The organism is Streptomyces sp. NBC_01451, assembly GCF_036227485.1.
Lineage (GTDB): Bacteria > Actinomycetota > Actinomycetes > Streptomycetales > Streptomycetaceae > Streptomyces.
The window spans coordinates 6,776,554-6,790,374 of sequence record NZ_CP109479.1 but is presented as its reverse complement, the minus strand read 5'-3'; the positions used below and the strand labels follow the sequence as shown (position 1 = coordinate 6,790,374).

Here is a 13,821-nt window from a genome sequence, read left to right as displayed (position 1 = left end):
TCAGTCCTTGACGGCGCCGGCGGTCACACCGGCGGCGACGTAGCGCTGGGCCAGGACGAGGATCACCGTGGCGGGCAGTGAGGCGACGACGGCGGTGGCCATGATGGCGTTCCACTGCTGGTTGTTGTTGCCGATGTAGTGGTAGATGCCGAGGGTGATCGGCTCGTGCGCGCCGCCGCCCGCGAGGGTGCTGGCGAAGACGAAGTCGGACCAGGACCACAGGAACGCGAACAGCGACACCGTGACGATCGAGTTGCGGCTCATCGGCAGGACGATCGACCAGAACGTGCGCAGGGCCCTCGCTCCGTCCATCTGCGCGGCCTGGATCAGCTCGCCGGGGATGCCGGACATGAACGCGGTGAAGATCAGGACCGCGAAGGGGACGGCCAGGGTGGAGTCGGCGACGATCAGTCCGGGGACGGACTGGAGCAGTCCCAGGCTGAGGTAGATGGCGTAGAAGCCCATCGCCATGATGATGCCGGGGACCATCTGGGCCACCAGGAGAAGGAAGCTGAGCACTCCCCCGCCGCGTGGGCGGAGTTTCGCCAGCGCGTAGCCGGCGGGCGCGGCCAGTGCCACGGTCAGTACGACGGTGCCCAGGCCGATGACCAGGCTCGTGCCGAGGTAGGGCAACTGCTGGTCGAACACGGCGCGGTAGCCCTCCAGCGTGCCGTGGACCGGGAACAGATCGGGCGGCGATTTGCGCATGTCCTGGTCGCGGGTGAAGGACACGTTCACCATCCAGTACACCGGGAAGAGCATGACCGCGGTCAGCAGCAGGCCGATGGCTGTCTTCCACCAGGTACGGCTGGTGCGTCGGTTCATGACAGCGCCTGCTTTCGCTGGACCTTCAGGTAGATCAGGCCGAAGGCCAGGGCGGCGACGACGAGCAGGTTGCCGACGGCCGCTCCGGGGCCGAAGGCGGGCAGCAGGTTGCCGAAGCCGAGTTGGTAGGACCAGGTGGCGAAGGTGGTGGAGGAGTCGGCCGGGCCGCCCTTGGTCATGATCCAGATGATGTCGAAGACCTTGAGCGTGTAGACGAGGCCCAGCAGGAGGGTGATGGCGGACACCGGGCGCAGGAGCGGGAAGGTGATGCTCCAGAAGCGCCGCCAGAGGCCCGCCCCGTCGAGGGCGGCGGCCTCGTACAGGCTGGTGGGGATGGACTGGAGGCCGCTGTGGAGGACGACCAGGTTGAAGGGGACGCCGATCCAGATGTTCGCGATGATCACCGAGGCCAGCGCCCAGGACGGGGAGGTCAGCCAGTTCACCGGGCCGACGCCGACGGCGTGCAGGGTGGCGTTGACGATGCCGGAGTCGCTGTTGAGCATCCACGACCAGGTGGAGGCCGACACGATCAGCGGCAGCAGCCAGGGCACCAGGAACAGGGCGCGCAGGGTGGCGGAGAGCCGGAAGTGCTGGTTGAAGAAGACCGCGAGAGCCAGGCCGATCGCGTACTGGAACACCAGGCACACGGCGGTGAACACCACGGTGTGCAGCAGCGCCGGAGCGAACGTCGGGTCGTCGAAGACGGCCCTGTAGTTCGCCAGGCCCGTGAAGGGCGCGTTCCCCTGCACGAACGAGCGGACCGTGTAGTTGCGCAGGCTCAGATCGATGTTGCGGTACAGCGGATAGGCGTAGAAGAGGACGAGGTAGAGGGCGACCGGGGTGAGGAACGCCCAGGCGGCCCACTGCTGCGATGTCGGGCGCCGCCGTGACCGCGCGGCGGCCGGGGACGGACCGGCGACGGCCGCCCCGTCCCCGCCGCGCGTGGACCGGCGGTCCGGCAACTGTGTCGTGTGGTTCATCCGAGGAGTGGAGATCGTCTGCTACTTGACGGCGGACTGCGCCTGGGCCAGCGCGTCCTCGGGCGACTGGGTACCGCTGAGAGCGGACTGGACGGCCTTCCACAACTGCTCGGAGATCTTCGGGTACTTGGTGCCCAGATCGTCACTGGTGCGCCCCTTGGCCGCCTTGACGGCGTCGACCCAGGGCTTGAGCTTCGGGTCGGCCGCCACCTGCTTGTCCTGAACCTCGGTGGTGGGCGCCACGTAGGACAGCGTCGTGTCCGTGGCGAGGAGATTGTCGGAGCTGGTCAGGCAGGCTGCCAGTTTCTGGGAGACGGCGTAGCGGCCGGTGTCGTCCTGGACCGGGATGGTCACGAACTCGCCGCCGGTCGGGGCGGACGCGTTGCCGCCCGTCGCGGCGGGGATGGGCAGGACGCCGTAGTCGAAGCCGGCCTTGTCGGCATTGGCGAGCTGCCAGGTGCCGTTCTCGGCGAAGGCGTAGTCGCCGCTCGCGAACTCCTGCCAGCTGGTCGTCTGGGTGTTGTTGATCACCGAGTTGGGGGCGTAGCCCTGCTTCAGCCAGTCCTTCCACAGTGTCAGCGCGGAGACGGCATCCGTGGAGCCGATGTCGGTGAGCCGCGCGCCGGAGCCCCACAGCCACGGCAGGAACTGGAAGCTGCCCTCCTCCGTCCCGATCGCCGAGAACGTGATGCCCTTCTTGCCCGCCGCCTTGGCCTTCGCGAGCGCCGCCGTCAGCGACTTCCAGTCCTTGACCGAGGCGATGTCCACCCCGGCCTCCTTCAGCACCGCCTTGTTGTAGTACAGAGCGAGGGTGTTCGCACCGATCGGCATGCCGTACGTCTTCCCGCCCGACTGCCCTGCCCCCAGCAGGTTCGCACTGGCCTGCGAGGTGTCCAGCTTGTTGTCGTCGGTCGTGGTCAGCACACCCGCCTCCGCCAGGGTCGACACCACCGGGTTGTCCACGATGAGGACGTCCGCGGAGTTGCCCTGCTGCGCCGCCAGCAGCACCTTGTTCGTCAGGTCACTGGTGTCGAACGCGGTCCGCTTGATCTTCACCCCGGCCCTGGTACCGCAGCCGTCCAGCAGCTTCGCCCAGGCCGAGCTCTTGTCGAACTGCGGGTACGGGTCCCAGATCGTGTACGTGCCGCTTTCCGCGCCCTTGGCGTCGGTACTGCCCGAGCCGGACGAACAGGCGGTCGCGGCGGCGGTGACGGCCAGGGCGGTCAGGGCTGCGGCGGTCAGACGACGCTGTCTGGAGGAGCTGTCCATGGTGGGTCCTTCACTTCTTGGCACAAGGGTGCCGAGGGAGGGGTGACGAGGGGGGATCCGGGCACGCCGGACGACGACGGGGAGGAGACGGGGTGCCCGACGAACGGCGAATCAGACGGGAGGCGGAGGCCGACGGGGACCGACGGGGCTAGGGAGCGATGCCGCCTGCGGGCCCGGTGCTGGACCGCAGTGAGATCGGTGGCGCGAGAAGATGGTGCCGGGGCTGTGCGTCGGTGTGGTCGAGCCGCTCCACCAGCAGCTCGACGGCGCGCCTGCCCATCTCCTCGGCCGGCACGTCCGCCGCGGTGAGCTGCGGAGTCACCGTCTCCGCCCACCGGCTGGCGACCACCCCGGCGACGGAGAAGTCTCGTGGCACATGGCGGCCCGCCTGGGCAAGCCCTCCGTAGAGACCACCCAGGGCGGCCTCGTTCAGCGTGACCACGGCCGTGGTCGCCGGGTCGTCGTGCAGGATCTGTTCCAGACATGCCCGGCCGGACGCGGCGTCGTCCCCGCAGCAGTACGTCCGTACGGTCAGCCCGCGCTCGGCCGCGGCCTTGGTGAAGCCGTCGAGTCCACGGTGCGCGGACTCGTACCCCGCACGCAGCAACTGCTCCGGCCGGTTGACGAAGGCGATCCTGCGGTGGCCGAGATCCGCGAGGTGATGGACGCACGCCGCCGCCAGCGCGGTGTGGTCGAGACCGACCCACCAACTGCCCTCGGGGTGTGCGGTGCGGCCGATGGCGACGGAGGGGAAACCAAGTTCGGCCAGGTGATCGACCCGGTCGTCCTCCAGTCTGATCTCCATCAGGATCGCGCCGTCGACCCGCCGCTCCCCGAGCAGCCGCTGGAACGAGCGGTCGCTGTCCATGCCGCTGGGTGACAGCAGCACGTCGTAGTCGTACGCCGCCGCGGCCTCCACCACGCTGCCGATGAAGTCCAGCTGCATGCCGGTGTAGTGGTTCCCGGCCGGCGGGAAGACCAGGGCGATCGTGCTGGTCCGGCCGTTGGCGAGAGCGCGTGCGCTCGCGTTGGGCCGGTATCCCAGCTCGTCGATGACCTTCCGGACCCTTCGCCGGGTCTCGTCGGACACCGGGCGTTTGCCGCTCAGCGCGTAGGACACGGTGCTCCGCGAGACACCGGCCCGCCGGGCGATCTCACCGATGTTCACAACGACTCCTTGCTCGGACCGGTACGACGTTCTCGGGGTGGGAGAGCGCCGACCGGTGACGAGGGTGGGGTGGGCCAAGATGCGCGACCGATTGTCGAACCGGTTCGCGTGAAGTGAAGGTAGGAACCGCCCGGACGCCTGTCAATACCCAGCCCCACATTTTCCGGCCCTCGATCCGGCCGGTAGAACCTCATGTCGGGGGGATTGCTGCCGGAACAACCCGGTGCTAGCTTCGCCGAACCGATTCGACGAGGAGATCCTTCCGGTTGCCGCGGACCTGAGCGGCTCCCTCCCCCGGGCGTACGGGCCACCGTCCCCGCCACCTCGGAAAACTCCGTCGCCCCCGCGGCCCAGGAGATCGAATCGGTTCGACTCGTCGTTACTCAAAGATCGAGGACGCCTTCCATGCCATCCGCTGACAGATCCGCCCGGCGCCGGGCCTCGGCCGCCGTGGCAGTGGCTCTGGGCGCGGGCCTGCTGACCGCACCCATGGGCCCCGCCCAGGCGGCCGACGCTCCCCGGCCCGCCGCCCGTTACACCTTCGACCAGGGCGACCTCGCCTCCGGCGAGATCGCCGACAGTTCGGGCAACGGCCTGACGGCCACCCTGGTGAACGGCTCCACCGCCCGGTCCGTCGCGGGCGCGGACGGCGGCGCGGCACTGGCGCTGCCCGGCGGGGCGCCCACCTCCGACGGTGCGTATGTGCGGCTGCCCCGTGAGGTGCTCGGCGACGCCACCGACCTGACGGTCTCCGCGCGCGTGAAGTGGAACGGCGACAAGTCGTCCTGGCAACGGATCTTCGATTTCGGCACCGACACCACCAAGTATTTGTTCAGCACTCCGTACAGCGGCAACGGGCTGTTCCAGACCTCGGTCACCACCGGCGGAGGCGGAGCTGAGGCGCAGGCCATCGGCTACGCGATGCTTCCCGCGAACGTCTGGCGGACCGTCACCGTCACCCTGGACACCGGCGCCGGCCGGCTCACCAGCTACCTGGACGGCGTGGCGGTCTCCTCCACCGCGACCACCATCAAGGCCACGGACCTGCTGGACAGTTCGGCCACGGCAGCCGGTTACATCGGGAAGTCCTTCTGGCCGGATCCGCTGCTCAAGGGCGCGATCGACGACTTCACCGTGTGGCACTCGGCGCTGAGCGCGGAGCAGGTGGCCGGTACCGTCGGGTCGCTGCCCACCGTCCAGGAGTTGTCGAAGACGGCCTTCGAGGCCCGTACCACCACCGGGACCGCCCCGTCCCTGCCCGCCGGCGTCCGCGCCTCCTTCTCCGACGGGTACGACCGTGACACGCCGGTCGCCTGGGACGCCGTACCGGCCGAGAAGTACGCGAAGCCAGGCACGTTCACGGTCGCCGGAACCGCGGCCGGACGCGCCGTGACGGCGACCGTCACCGTGGTCCGCGAGGGTCAGCTCACCGTCGACCTCGGCTCGGACACCGGCGCGTTCCACGGCGGGGCCTCCGGCACCCTCTACGGCGTGTACGGGCCGGACGTCCCCACCGGCAACCTCATCGAGGGCATGGGTCTGCGCACGGTCTCCACGAAGGCGCAGGACGGCCCGCAGCACCCGGGTGCCGACGCGCTGGAGGTGGTCAAGCCGCTGGCCGACTCCACCGACGGCGACGTGTACATCTACATGACCGACATCCACCGCGGCTTCCCGTACCAGTGGCCGGGCGACACGCCCGCAGAGAAGATCAAGCTGTACAAGGAGAAGATCGCCGAGCAGGTCGACCAGGTCCTGAAGCTGCCGAAGGAGTACCAGGACAACATCGTCTTCGTGCCGTTCAACGAGCCCGAGGGCAACATGTTCGGCACCGGTGAGTGGAGTTACAACAAGGTCAGCTGGCTCGACGACCCCTCCGACTTCTTCGCCGCCTGGGACGACGCCTACCAGCTCATCAAGAGCAGGATGCCCGACGCCCGTATCTCCGGCCCCAACACCAGCATCCTGTACGGCCAGGTGAAGGGGTTCCTCACGCACACCCTGGCCGCCGGAACCCTCCCTCAGGTGATCACCTGGCACGAGCTGAGCCACCCGGAGGCGGTGCGCGAGAACGTCGCCAAGTACCGGACGTGGGAGCAGGAGCTGTTCAAGGGCACCAGCCGCGAGGGCACCCAACTCCCCATCAACATCAACGAGTACGCCTTCAACTACCACACCTCCGTCCCCGGCCAGATGATCCAGTGGGTGTCCGCGATCGAGGAGTCCAAGGTGGACGCCGACATCGCGTACTGGAACATCGACGGCAACCTCTCCGACTCCGCGGTGCAGTCCAACCGCGGCAACGGACAGTGGTGGCTGCTGAACTCGTACGCCTCGATGAGCGGACACACCGTCACGGTGACCCCGCCGTTCCCCGGCGAGAACTACACCATGCAGGGCGTCGCCACCCTCGACGAGAAGAAGAAGCAGACGCGGCTGGTCTTCGGCGGGTCGACCGGCAAGGGCCACATCATCTTCGCGGGTGTCCCGACGAAGCTCTTCGGCAAGCGCGTGCACGCCTGGGTACGGGAGATCGAGTGGACCGGACAGGTCGGCGACTCCTCGGGGCCGAAGCTGCTCACCGAGACCGACCTGACGATCGGTGCCGACGGCACTGTCGCCGTCGACTTCGGCGACGGCACGCTGCCGGCCCTGAAGGAGTCCTCGGCCTACGAGATCGTCCTCAGCCCGGCCGGGAAGACGAGGACCACACAGTCCGCGTCGACCCGCTGGCAGGGTTCGTACGAGGCGGAGGACGCGGCTCACACCGGGGCCGGCTACTCCAGGAACGGTCCGGAGGGATCACCTCGCGACGTCTCGAAGTTCTACACCTCCGGCGGCTACAACGTCGGCGGCCTGCGTACCGGCTCGGACGTCACGCTGGACTTCACGGTGGACGTGCCCGAGGACGGCACCTACGACCTGAGCGTCTTCGCCAACTCCCTCAACACCTACGACAAGGTCAAGGAACAGGGCCCCACCAACGTCTTCCTGCGGGTCGACGGCGACGCCACCGGCGAGCAGGAGCTCAACCTGCCGCTCGCCTACAAGTGGGTGGTCTGGGACCACACCGACACCAAGGTGAGGCTCACCAAGGGCAAGCACACCCTGACGCTCGCCGCGCAGAGCTCCGACGGCAGACGCGCCACCAAGGGTGACGCGATCGTCGACCGGCTCACCCTCACCCTCCCCTCGGCTTCGGCCGGCACCCAGGTGTACGAGGGCGAGCTGGCCTGGCTGGACGGCGGGGCGCGGCCCGTCTACGAGCTGCCGAGGCACACCAGGGCCGCCACCAGCGGCTCGGGCGCGGCCAAGCTCCCGAAGAAGGGAACCGCAACCTTCTGGGTGTACTCGGCCGCCGACCGCGAGGCCACTCTCAGGGTCGACACCCTCGGCGGCGAGGGCGCCCGGCTCTCGGTCAACGGACAGGACGTACAGCGCCTGTCCAAGGGCAGGAACAGCGTGGCGGTCTCCCTCTCGGGCGGCGTCAACAAGGTGACCTTGACCGGCGGTTCAGGCACCACGCTCGTCGACCGCCTGACCGTCACACCCACCACCGGCGCCCTCGAAGCGCGGACGTACGAGGCACAGGACGCGGCCCTCGCGGGCTCGGCCACGCTTACCCCGCTCTCGCTGGCGACCGACGGTACGGCGATCACCGGCATCGGTGGCGACCCCGGCAACAACAACACCGCGACGTTCACCGTCTCCGCCAAGCAGGCCGGCCTGTACGCGGTGCGCATCCGCTACTCCAACCCGGAACAGGCCGAGGCGACCCACTACAACCCGGACCCGCTCGCCCGCCACGCCGACATCAGCGTCAACGGTGGCACGGTTCAACGCGTCGGCTTCCCGCACACCTTCCACCAGAACAACTTCTGGGAGCTGACCGTCCCGGTCGAGCTCAAGAAGGGGAAGAACACGATCACCTTCCGCTCCGAGGAGCTGCCCGACTTCGACGGCACCACCTACGCCTCGGACACCTACCCCGGCGTACCGCTCCGCTCCCGGTACGCGCCGCTGATCGACCGGATCACCGTGGCGCCGTACGCGCGAGAGGTGCGATGACGTGCCATGGGGTGCGGTGGCGGCGATGGGGTGAACAGCGCCGACGGCGGCGCCGTGCGCTCGAAGGCCGGGTAGGAGGGGCGGCTGCCGGACCAGCATGTCTGCGTGGTCAGGGCCGACCGGATCTCCGCTGACGTACCCGAGGCGCCGAGTCTGCTCCACCCGCGCCGACCACTGACCCTGATCTCCGGCCCCTCGGCCACCAGCGACATCGAACTGGACCGTGTGAAGGGCGTGCACGGACCACGAACCCTCGACATCGTCGTGATCGTGGACGAGTGGACGGGGACGGCCGTGACCTACGATTAACTGTCCATGGAAGATAGTTCTACGGAAGTCGAGTGATGGCCGACGCCGACCTGAAGCTGCTGTACCGGGAGCTGGTCTCGCTGGAGATCGAGCTGTGGGACGGTATCGAGGGGCGGTTGAAGGCCGAGTACGACCTGCCGCTGACCTCGTTCGAGGTGCTGCACCTGCTGCGGCAGCGGCCCGGGCGGCGGATCCAGGACATCGCGGAGAAGTTCTCGATCACGGTGGGCGGCACGAGCAAGGTGGTCGATCGCCTTGAGGCGGCGGGCCTCTGCGAGCGGCGGGCCAATCCGAACGACCGCCGTTCCTCGATCGTCGAACTGACGCCCGAGGGGCGGAAGTTGGTGGACGGGGCGCTGAAGGTCTTCGAGGAGGAACTGGAACTTCGTATCGGATCGGTGATTCCCGAGCGGTCCGTACGCGAGGTGACCGCGGTCCTCAGCACGCTGCGAGCGGCCGGACGCGCCCTGGACGCGGAGCGGAAGGCCGCCGGACAGACGCCGGTGCCGGCCGTGCGGGCGCCGAAGCAGCCCGGCCGACCGGCATCGTGAGCCGCGACGGCTCGGCAGCGCCCGTGGGCTGACGGGGCGGGGCCGGATGCACACAGCCCCCGGCCCCGCCCCGTCAGCCCACGGCTCAGTCGGCGATACCGGCGAACGCGACGACTTTGTCGACGCGGCCCCGGACGAGGAGGTTGCCGGGGCCGCCGTTGCGTGCGGCGTACTCCTCGCCGCGGTCGTCGCCCATGTACCGGGCGCCCAGGAGACCACCCCAGCGCAGCATGCCGTCCGGGTCCTCGGAGATCGTCGCGCGACCCTGGAGGAGGACGAAGGCGTACGGGGGCCGGTCCTCGTCGACGCAGAGGGCGAACCGTCCGTCGCGGGCGAGGTTGCGGCCCTTGACCCCGGTCTTCTCGGTGGTGAGCACGATGTCGTCGCCGTCGAGAAGGAACCAGACCGGTGTCACGTGCGGGCCGCCGTCGGCGCGGCTGGTCGACAGCTTGCCGGTGCGGGTGCCGTACGTGACGAACGCCCGCCACTGCTGCTCGGTCATCTTCCGCATGCGGATGCCTTTCGTGCAGGTGCGTGTGCAGGTGCAGGTACGGATCTGCTCGTGGGTGTCCGGGGCCGAGTCGGCCCCGGACACCCACGGTTCTAGCCCCAGAAGGCGTCCTCGGCGGCCGGGTCGGCGGAGAAGAGCCACATCTCGGCGATCCTGCCGTTCTCGATGCGCAGGAGGTCGACGCCGTCCATGCTCATCGACGCGTCGCCGCGGCGGCCGGTGAAGCGGATGGTGGCGGTGACCAGGTCCCCGTTGCCCATGAGGGTGTGGATCTCGTCGATCGCGAAGGTGCCCTGGCTGGCCTCCATCATGCTGCCGAGCATCTGGAAGACGGCACCCTGGCCCTTGTGCTCGCCGGAGAACCGGTTGGCGCCGGGCTGGTGCCAGACGATGTCGGCGTCGAGGAGTTCACCGAGAGCGGCCATGTCTCCGGTCCGGACGGCCTGGAAGTAGGTGCGGGCGATGTCGATGTTCGCGCTGGTCATGTCGTTTGCTCCTTGGGGTTCTTGTGCAGGGAAAACCATGACTGTCCAGGACGCACTCGGCCCGGAAGACGATTGCCGCGCTCCGCCGGAACGACTCACAGGACCTGCCCGCCGGAAGCGGACAGACCGGCGATCAAGGCGCTCGATCGGCTGCCCACCCAGCAAACCATTTAGATTCCATGGAATCAACTTCCAGGGATTATTGTTCCCCGTGATGCAGGTTGGGCGTCCGTCGCCTCTCCTTGCCCCGCCCCGCGCACAGCGCAGGAACAAGGCCGACCCGGGTGCGGGCGGCCGACAGCAGAGAGGAAGCCCGTCATGGAACCGGTCGAGATCGAGGCGAAGACCCTGATCCAGAAGTCGAAGACCCCGTCGAACGACTACGTGATCAACCCCTACACCGGCTGCGTTCTGGGCTGCGCGTACTGCTTCGCCTCCTTCGCGGGGCGGCAGTTCGGCCGGTCGGCCAAGGAATGGGGCGACTACCTGTACGTGAAGCGGAACGCCGTCGATCTGGCCCGCAAGGAGCTGGCCAGGATGCCCGAGCACAAGCGCCACGGCACGATGCTGCTCAGCTCGGTCACCGACCCCTACCAGGGCCACGAGACGAAGTACCGGCTCACCCGCGGCATCCTGCGCGAACTGAAGAACGTCGAGTACCCGGGTCTGGTCCGCATCCTGACCAAGTCGCCGGTCGTCACCCGCGACATCGACCTGCTCGCCGGCCTGCCCAGGGCGGAGGTCGGCATGACCGTGACCACCGCGGACGACAAGGTCAGCCGCTGGCTGGAGGTCCGCGCCCCGCTCGCCTCCCGCCGTCTGCGCACCCTCACGGAACTGCGCGGGGCCGGCATCCCCACCTTCGCCTTCGTCGGCCCGCTCCTGCCTCACTTCGCCGCCCGGCCCGAACTGCTGGACCATCTCTTCGGGCAGCTCGTCGAGGCCGGCATCACCGAGGTGTTCATGGAACACATCAACCTCAAGCGGTACATCCGCGAACGCATGGACCAGGTCCTCGCCGACGAACCCGACGAGGTGCGCGAGGCGTACGTGCAGGCCCGCACCAGGGAACACCGCGAACAGCTCGACGCGATCGTGGCCGGCCTGCTGACCAGGCACGGACTGCGGCTGCGCTTCGACGAGGTCGTCCATCACGACGACAACGACGCCCTACGGCAGAGGCTGGCCGACCAGGCGTGAGCGCGCCGCAGTCCCTCACCGAGCCGCCCCGCGGACGGCTATCCCAGCCGCAGGTCGGAGGGGTTGGAACTCCCCCGACCACCGCCCGACTCCACACCCACGAGCAGCGGATCCCGTGCGTCCGAACACAGTTGACGCCCCGACACCCACAGACGAAGGACGTGCGGCTCAAGGCCGTAGTCGCCCGCGAAGCGCGGCCGGCCGGGGCGGAAGGCGTGGGTGAGGTCCGTACGGACGGTCCTGGCTGCCGGTTCGCGGTACGCAGGCCGCGACCCGGGCTCAGGGAGCCCGGGTCGCGGGTCGGGAGCGGAAGGAGTCATCGTGCGGGTGCCATCACGGCGGGTGTGGACCCGGGCTCCTCAACTGCGGATGCCGACCCGGGCTCCTCAACGGCCGGCGCCGGCTTCGGGGCGCCCTTGCGGCGGGTCAGGCCGACGCCGACGAGGACGACGACCATGCCGGCCGCGACCCGGAGGCCGACGCTCTCGCCCAGGAAGACCGCGCCGAGCGCCACGGAGACCACGGGCAGCAGGTAGCCGACCACGGCGGCCTGGGTGGCGCCCTCGGCCGCGATGATCCGGTAGGTGAGGTGGAAGGTGACGCCGGTGCTGAAGACCCCGAGGACCAGGACCGCGACCAGGGCCGTCGTGCTGAGGTGGATCGCGTCCAGGCCGCCGACCGGCACGGCCATGGCGGTCAGCCCGGTCGCCGCGATCAGCTGGGCGGCGGAGAGGGAGAGGGTCGGGATGCCCCGGCCGACCAGGGTGCGGCCCATGTAGACGAAGGCGACGGCGTAGCTGGCCGCGGCGCCGAGGATCGCGAGGGCGCCCCAGCCGAGCGAGCCCGACCGCTCCCAGGGCGCGAAGATGACCACGACCCCGCCGAAGCCGAGCAGCAGACCGGCCAGCCGGACCGGGCGCAGGCCGCGCTCGGTGCCCAGGACGAGCCCGAGGGCGAGGGAGAAGAACGGGGTCGTCGCGTTCAGTACGCCGGCCAGGCCCGAGTCGACGGTCTGCTGGCCGATGCTGAAGAGGGCGAACGGCAGGGCGTTGCAGAAGAAGGCGGCGATGACGATGTGCCGCCAGACCGTGCGGCCGGTCGGCAGGCGCCGCCCGGTGGCGTACAGCGCGCCGGTGAGCACGACCGCGCCCAGCACACAGCGGGCGAGTGTGACCTGGAGCGGGGAAAGCCCCCGCAGCGCCAGTTCGATCCACAGGAAGGTGGATCCCCACAGCAGGGCGAGCACGGCCACTCGCGCCGCACCCCTCAGACTCTGCGTGCTGCCACTGTTCACGATGGTGTCTCCCTATCCGCGTCCGGATCTGCGTCTGGTCCGTGGCTGGCTTGGTCCGGCATCCCTGTTATGAAGGTGCCCCAGCCAAGCTTTGAGGACAAGCATATGGTTCTACACCTTTTGTTAAGCTGTACTGCATGCTTGATGTGAGGCGTCTCCAGGTCCTGCGCGCGGTGGTCACCAGCGGCACGGTGACGGCTGCCGCGGCCCATCTCGGTTACACCCCTTCCGCCGTCAGCCAGCAGGTGGCGGCTCTGGAGAAACAGGCGGGTACGGCGCTCCTGGAGCGGGTCGGCCGGGGGGTCAGGCCCACCGCCGCGGGTCTGCTGCTCACCGAGCACGCGGGGCTGATCAGCGCGGCCGTCTCCCAGGCGGAGACGGCCCTCGCCGATCTGCGGGCCGGGCGGACCGGCCGCCTCTCGGTCCGCTACTTCGCCACGGCGGGCTCCACACTGGTCGCGCCCGCGCTGGCCCGGCTCCGGCTCGAACACCCCGGCGTACGGATCGACCTCGAACTCGCCGACCCCGAGGACCCGTTCCACGAGGTGGTCAAGGGGCGGGCCGACCTGGCCGTGGTCGTACAGGCCCGGGACAGGACCGGCGACGGCTCCATCCGTCTCGTCCACCTCCTGGACGACCCGTACGCCGCCGTACTGCCCGCCGACCACCCGCTCGCCGAGCGGCAGGTGATCAACCTGAACGAGCTCGCCGGCGAACAGTGGGTGGGCAGCGAGCCGCCAGGCCCCTGTCTCGAACCGGTGATCGACTCCTGTGCGGCGGCGGGCTTCAGCCCCGACTTCGTCATCCAGACCGAGGACTACGCGACCGCGCAGGGCTTCGTGGCGGCCGGCCTCGGCATCGGTCTGATGCCTCGGCTGGGGCTGCGTACCCCGCACCCGGGCGTGGTCGTGCGCGAGGTCCGCAATCCCGAGCCGGTCCGCGTCATCTCCGCCGCGGCCCGCCGCACCGCACCGGAGCAGCCCGCGCTGCGCGGCCTGGTGGACGCGCTGCGGGAGGCGGCCGGCACGGTCGGCACAGGTGCCGCAGCCGCCACGGGCGGTACGGCCGGCGCGGGCGGGCGGTCCGATGCGCGGCGCGAGCCCGCCACCGACGGTCCGGCCGATGTGTCCCGGTCGCGATGAGCGGGGGCGGCGGACGACG

The 13,821-nt window shown here is 69.5% G+C and carries 11 protein-coding genes and 1 pseudogene; 5 read left to right on the top strand and 7 right to left on the bottom strand.

The genetic code is table 11. The annotated features are described in order from the left end of the window. The 4 genes from OG595_RS29865 to OG595_RS29850 all read right to left on the bottom strand — a co-directional run bounded on the left by OG595_RS29865 (position 1) and on the right by OG595_RS29850 (position 4,242). Positions 1 to 825, bottom strand: coding sequence for a carbohydrate ABC transporter permease (locus OG595_RS29865; RefSeq protein WP_329277317.1), 825 nt, complete (start codon positions 823 to 825; stop codon positions 1 to 3). Continuing rightward, positions 822 to 1,805, bottom strand: coding sequence for a carbohydrate ABC transporter permease (locus OG595_RS29860; RefSeq protein ID WP_329277314.1), 984 nt, complete (start codon positions 1,803 to 1,805; stop codon positions 822 to 824). Before OG595_RS29860 ends, OG595_RS29865 begins: the two co-directional genes overlap by 4 nt. A 21-nt stretch (positions 1,806 to 1,826) precedes the next feature. Continuing rightward, on the bottom strand, positions 1,827 to 3,074 hold the full coding sequence (locus OG595_RS29855) for a sugar ABC transporter substrate-binding protein (protein WP_329277312.1): 1,248 nt from the start codon (positions 3,072 to 3,074) through the stop codon (positions 1,827 to 1,829). A gap of 148 nt (positions 3,075 to 3,222) precedes the next feature. Beyond that, positions 3,223 to 4,242 (bottom strand): LacI family DNA-binding transcriptional regulator, encoded by a 1,020-nt coding sequence (locus OG595_RS29850; RefSeq protein ID WP_329277310.1) that lies wholly within the window; start codon positions 4,240 to 4,242, stop codon positions 3,223 to 3,225. 405 nt (positions 4,243 to 4,647) lie between these two features. On the opposite strand from OG595_RS29850, the gene OG595_RS29845 reads away from it, so the two are divergent. From OG595_RS29845 to OG595_RS29835, 3 genes and pseudogenes are all read left to right on the top strand, one after another. Next, on the top strand, positions 4,648 to 8,310 hold the full coding sequence (locus OG595_RS29845; RefSeq protein ID WP_329277308.1) for a LamG-like jellyroll fold domain-containing protein: 3,663 nt from the start codon (positions 4,648 to 4,650) through the stop codon (positions 8,308 to 8,310). Positions 8,311 to 8,394: 84 nt separating this feature from the next. Beyond that, positions 8,395 to 8,619, top strand: a pseudogene (locus OG595_RS29840) (LUD domain-containing protein); the annotation flags it as partial. A gap of 35 nt (positions 8,620 to 8,654) precedes the next feature. After that, positions 8,655 to 9,170 carry a MarR family winged helix-turn-helix transcriptional regulator gene (locus OG595_RS29835; protein ID WP_329277306.1) on the top strand — a complete coding sequence of 172 codons (516 nt, stop codon included), beginning with the start codon at positions 8,655 to 8,657 and terminating at the stop codon, positions 9,168 to 9,170. A gap of 85 nt (positions 9,171 to 9,255) precedes the next feature. Here the strand turns inward: OG595_RS29835 and OG595_RS29830 are convergent, their stop codons facing one another. After that, positions 9,256 to 9,681 carry a PPOX class F420-dependent oxidoreductase gene (locus OG595_RS29830; protein ID WP_329277305.1) on the bottom strand — a complete coding sequence of 142 codons (426 nt, stop codon included), beginning with the start codon at positions 9,679 to 9,681 and terminating at the stop codon, positions 9,256 to 9,258. Between the two features lie 92 nt (positions 9,682 to 9,773). Beyond that, positions 9,774 to 10,166 carry a nuclear transport factor 2 family protein gene (locus OG595_RS29825; protein WP_329277304.1) on the bottom strand — a complete coding sequence of 131 codons (393 nt, stop codon included), beginning with the start codon at positions 10,164 to 10,166 and terminating at the stop codon, positions 9,774 to 9,776. Between the two features lie 318 nt (positions 10,167 to 10,484). On the opposite strand from OG595_RS29825, the gene OG595_RS29820 reads away from it, so the two are divergent. Continuing rightward, positions 10,485 to 11,366, top strand: coding sequence for an SPL family radical SAM protein (locus tag OG595_RS29820; RefSeq protein ID WP_329277303.1), 882 nt, complete (start codon positions 10,485 to 10,487; stop codon positions 11,364 to 11,366). Positions 11,367 to 11,682: 316 nt separating this feature from the next. On the opposite strand, the gene OG595_RS29815 is transcribed toward OG595_RS29820, so the two are convergent. Beyond that, entirely contained in the window at positions 11,683 to 12,660 is a 978-nt protein-coding gene (locus tag OG595_RS29815) for a DMT family transporter (protein WP_329277301.1), read from the bottom strand. A gap of 137 nt (positions 12,661 to 12,797) precedes the next feature. Between OG595_RS29815 and OG595_RS29810 the strand changes: the two genes are divergently transcribed. Further along, entirely contained in the window at positions 12,798 to 13,802 is a 1,005-nt protein-coding gene (locus OG595_RS29810; protein WP_329277299.1) for a LysR family transcriptional regulator, read from the top strand. Positions 13,803 to 13,821 lie beyond the last annotated feature (19 nt).

Bases quoted from the DNA above. Each gene is read 5' to 3' on its own strand.
- OG595_RS29865 (WP_329277317.1), bottom strand. From the start codon at position 825: ATGAACCGACGCACCAGCCGTACCTGGTGGAAGACAGCCATCGGCCTG.
- OG595_RS29860 (WP_329277314.1), bottom strand. From the start codon at position 1,805: ATGAACCACACGACACAGTTGCCGGACCGCCGGTCCACGCGCGGCGGG.
- OG595_RS29855 (WP_329277312.1), bottom strand. From the start codon at position 3,074: ATGGACAGCTCCTCCAGACAGCGTCGTCTGACCGCCGCAGCCCTGACC.
- OG595_RS29845 (WP_329277308.1), top strand. From the start codon at position 4,648: ATGCCATCCGCTGACAGATCCGCCCGGCGCCGGGCCTCGGCCGCCGTG.
- OG595_RS29835 (WP_329277306.1), top strand. From the start codon at position 8,655: ATGGCCGACGCCGACCTGAAGCTGCTGTACCGGGAGCTGGTCTCGCTG.
- OG595_RS29830 (WP_329277305.1), bottom strand. From the start codon at position 9,681: ATGCGGAAGATGACCGAGCAGCAGTGGCGGGCGTTCGTCACGTACGGC.
- OG595_RS29825 (WP_329277304.1), bottom strand. From the start codon at position 10,166: ATGACCAGCGCGAACATCGACATCGCCCGCACCTACTTCCAGGCCGTC.
- OG595_RS29820 (WP_329277303.1), top strand. From the start codon at position 10,485: ATGGAACCGGTCGAGATCGAGGCGAAGACCCTGATCCAGAAGTCGAAG.
- OG595_RS29810 (WP_329277299.1), top strand. From the start codon at position 12,798: ATGCTTGATGTGAGGCGTCTCCAGGTCCTGCGCGCGGTGGTCACCAGC.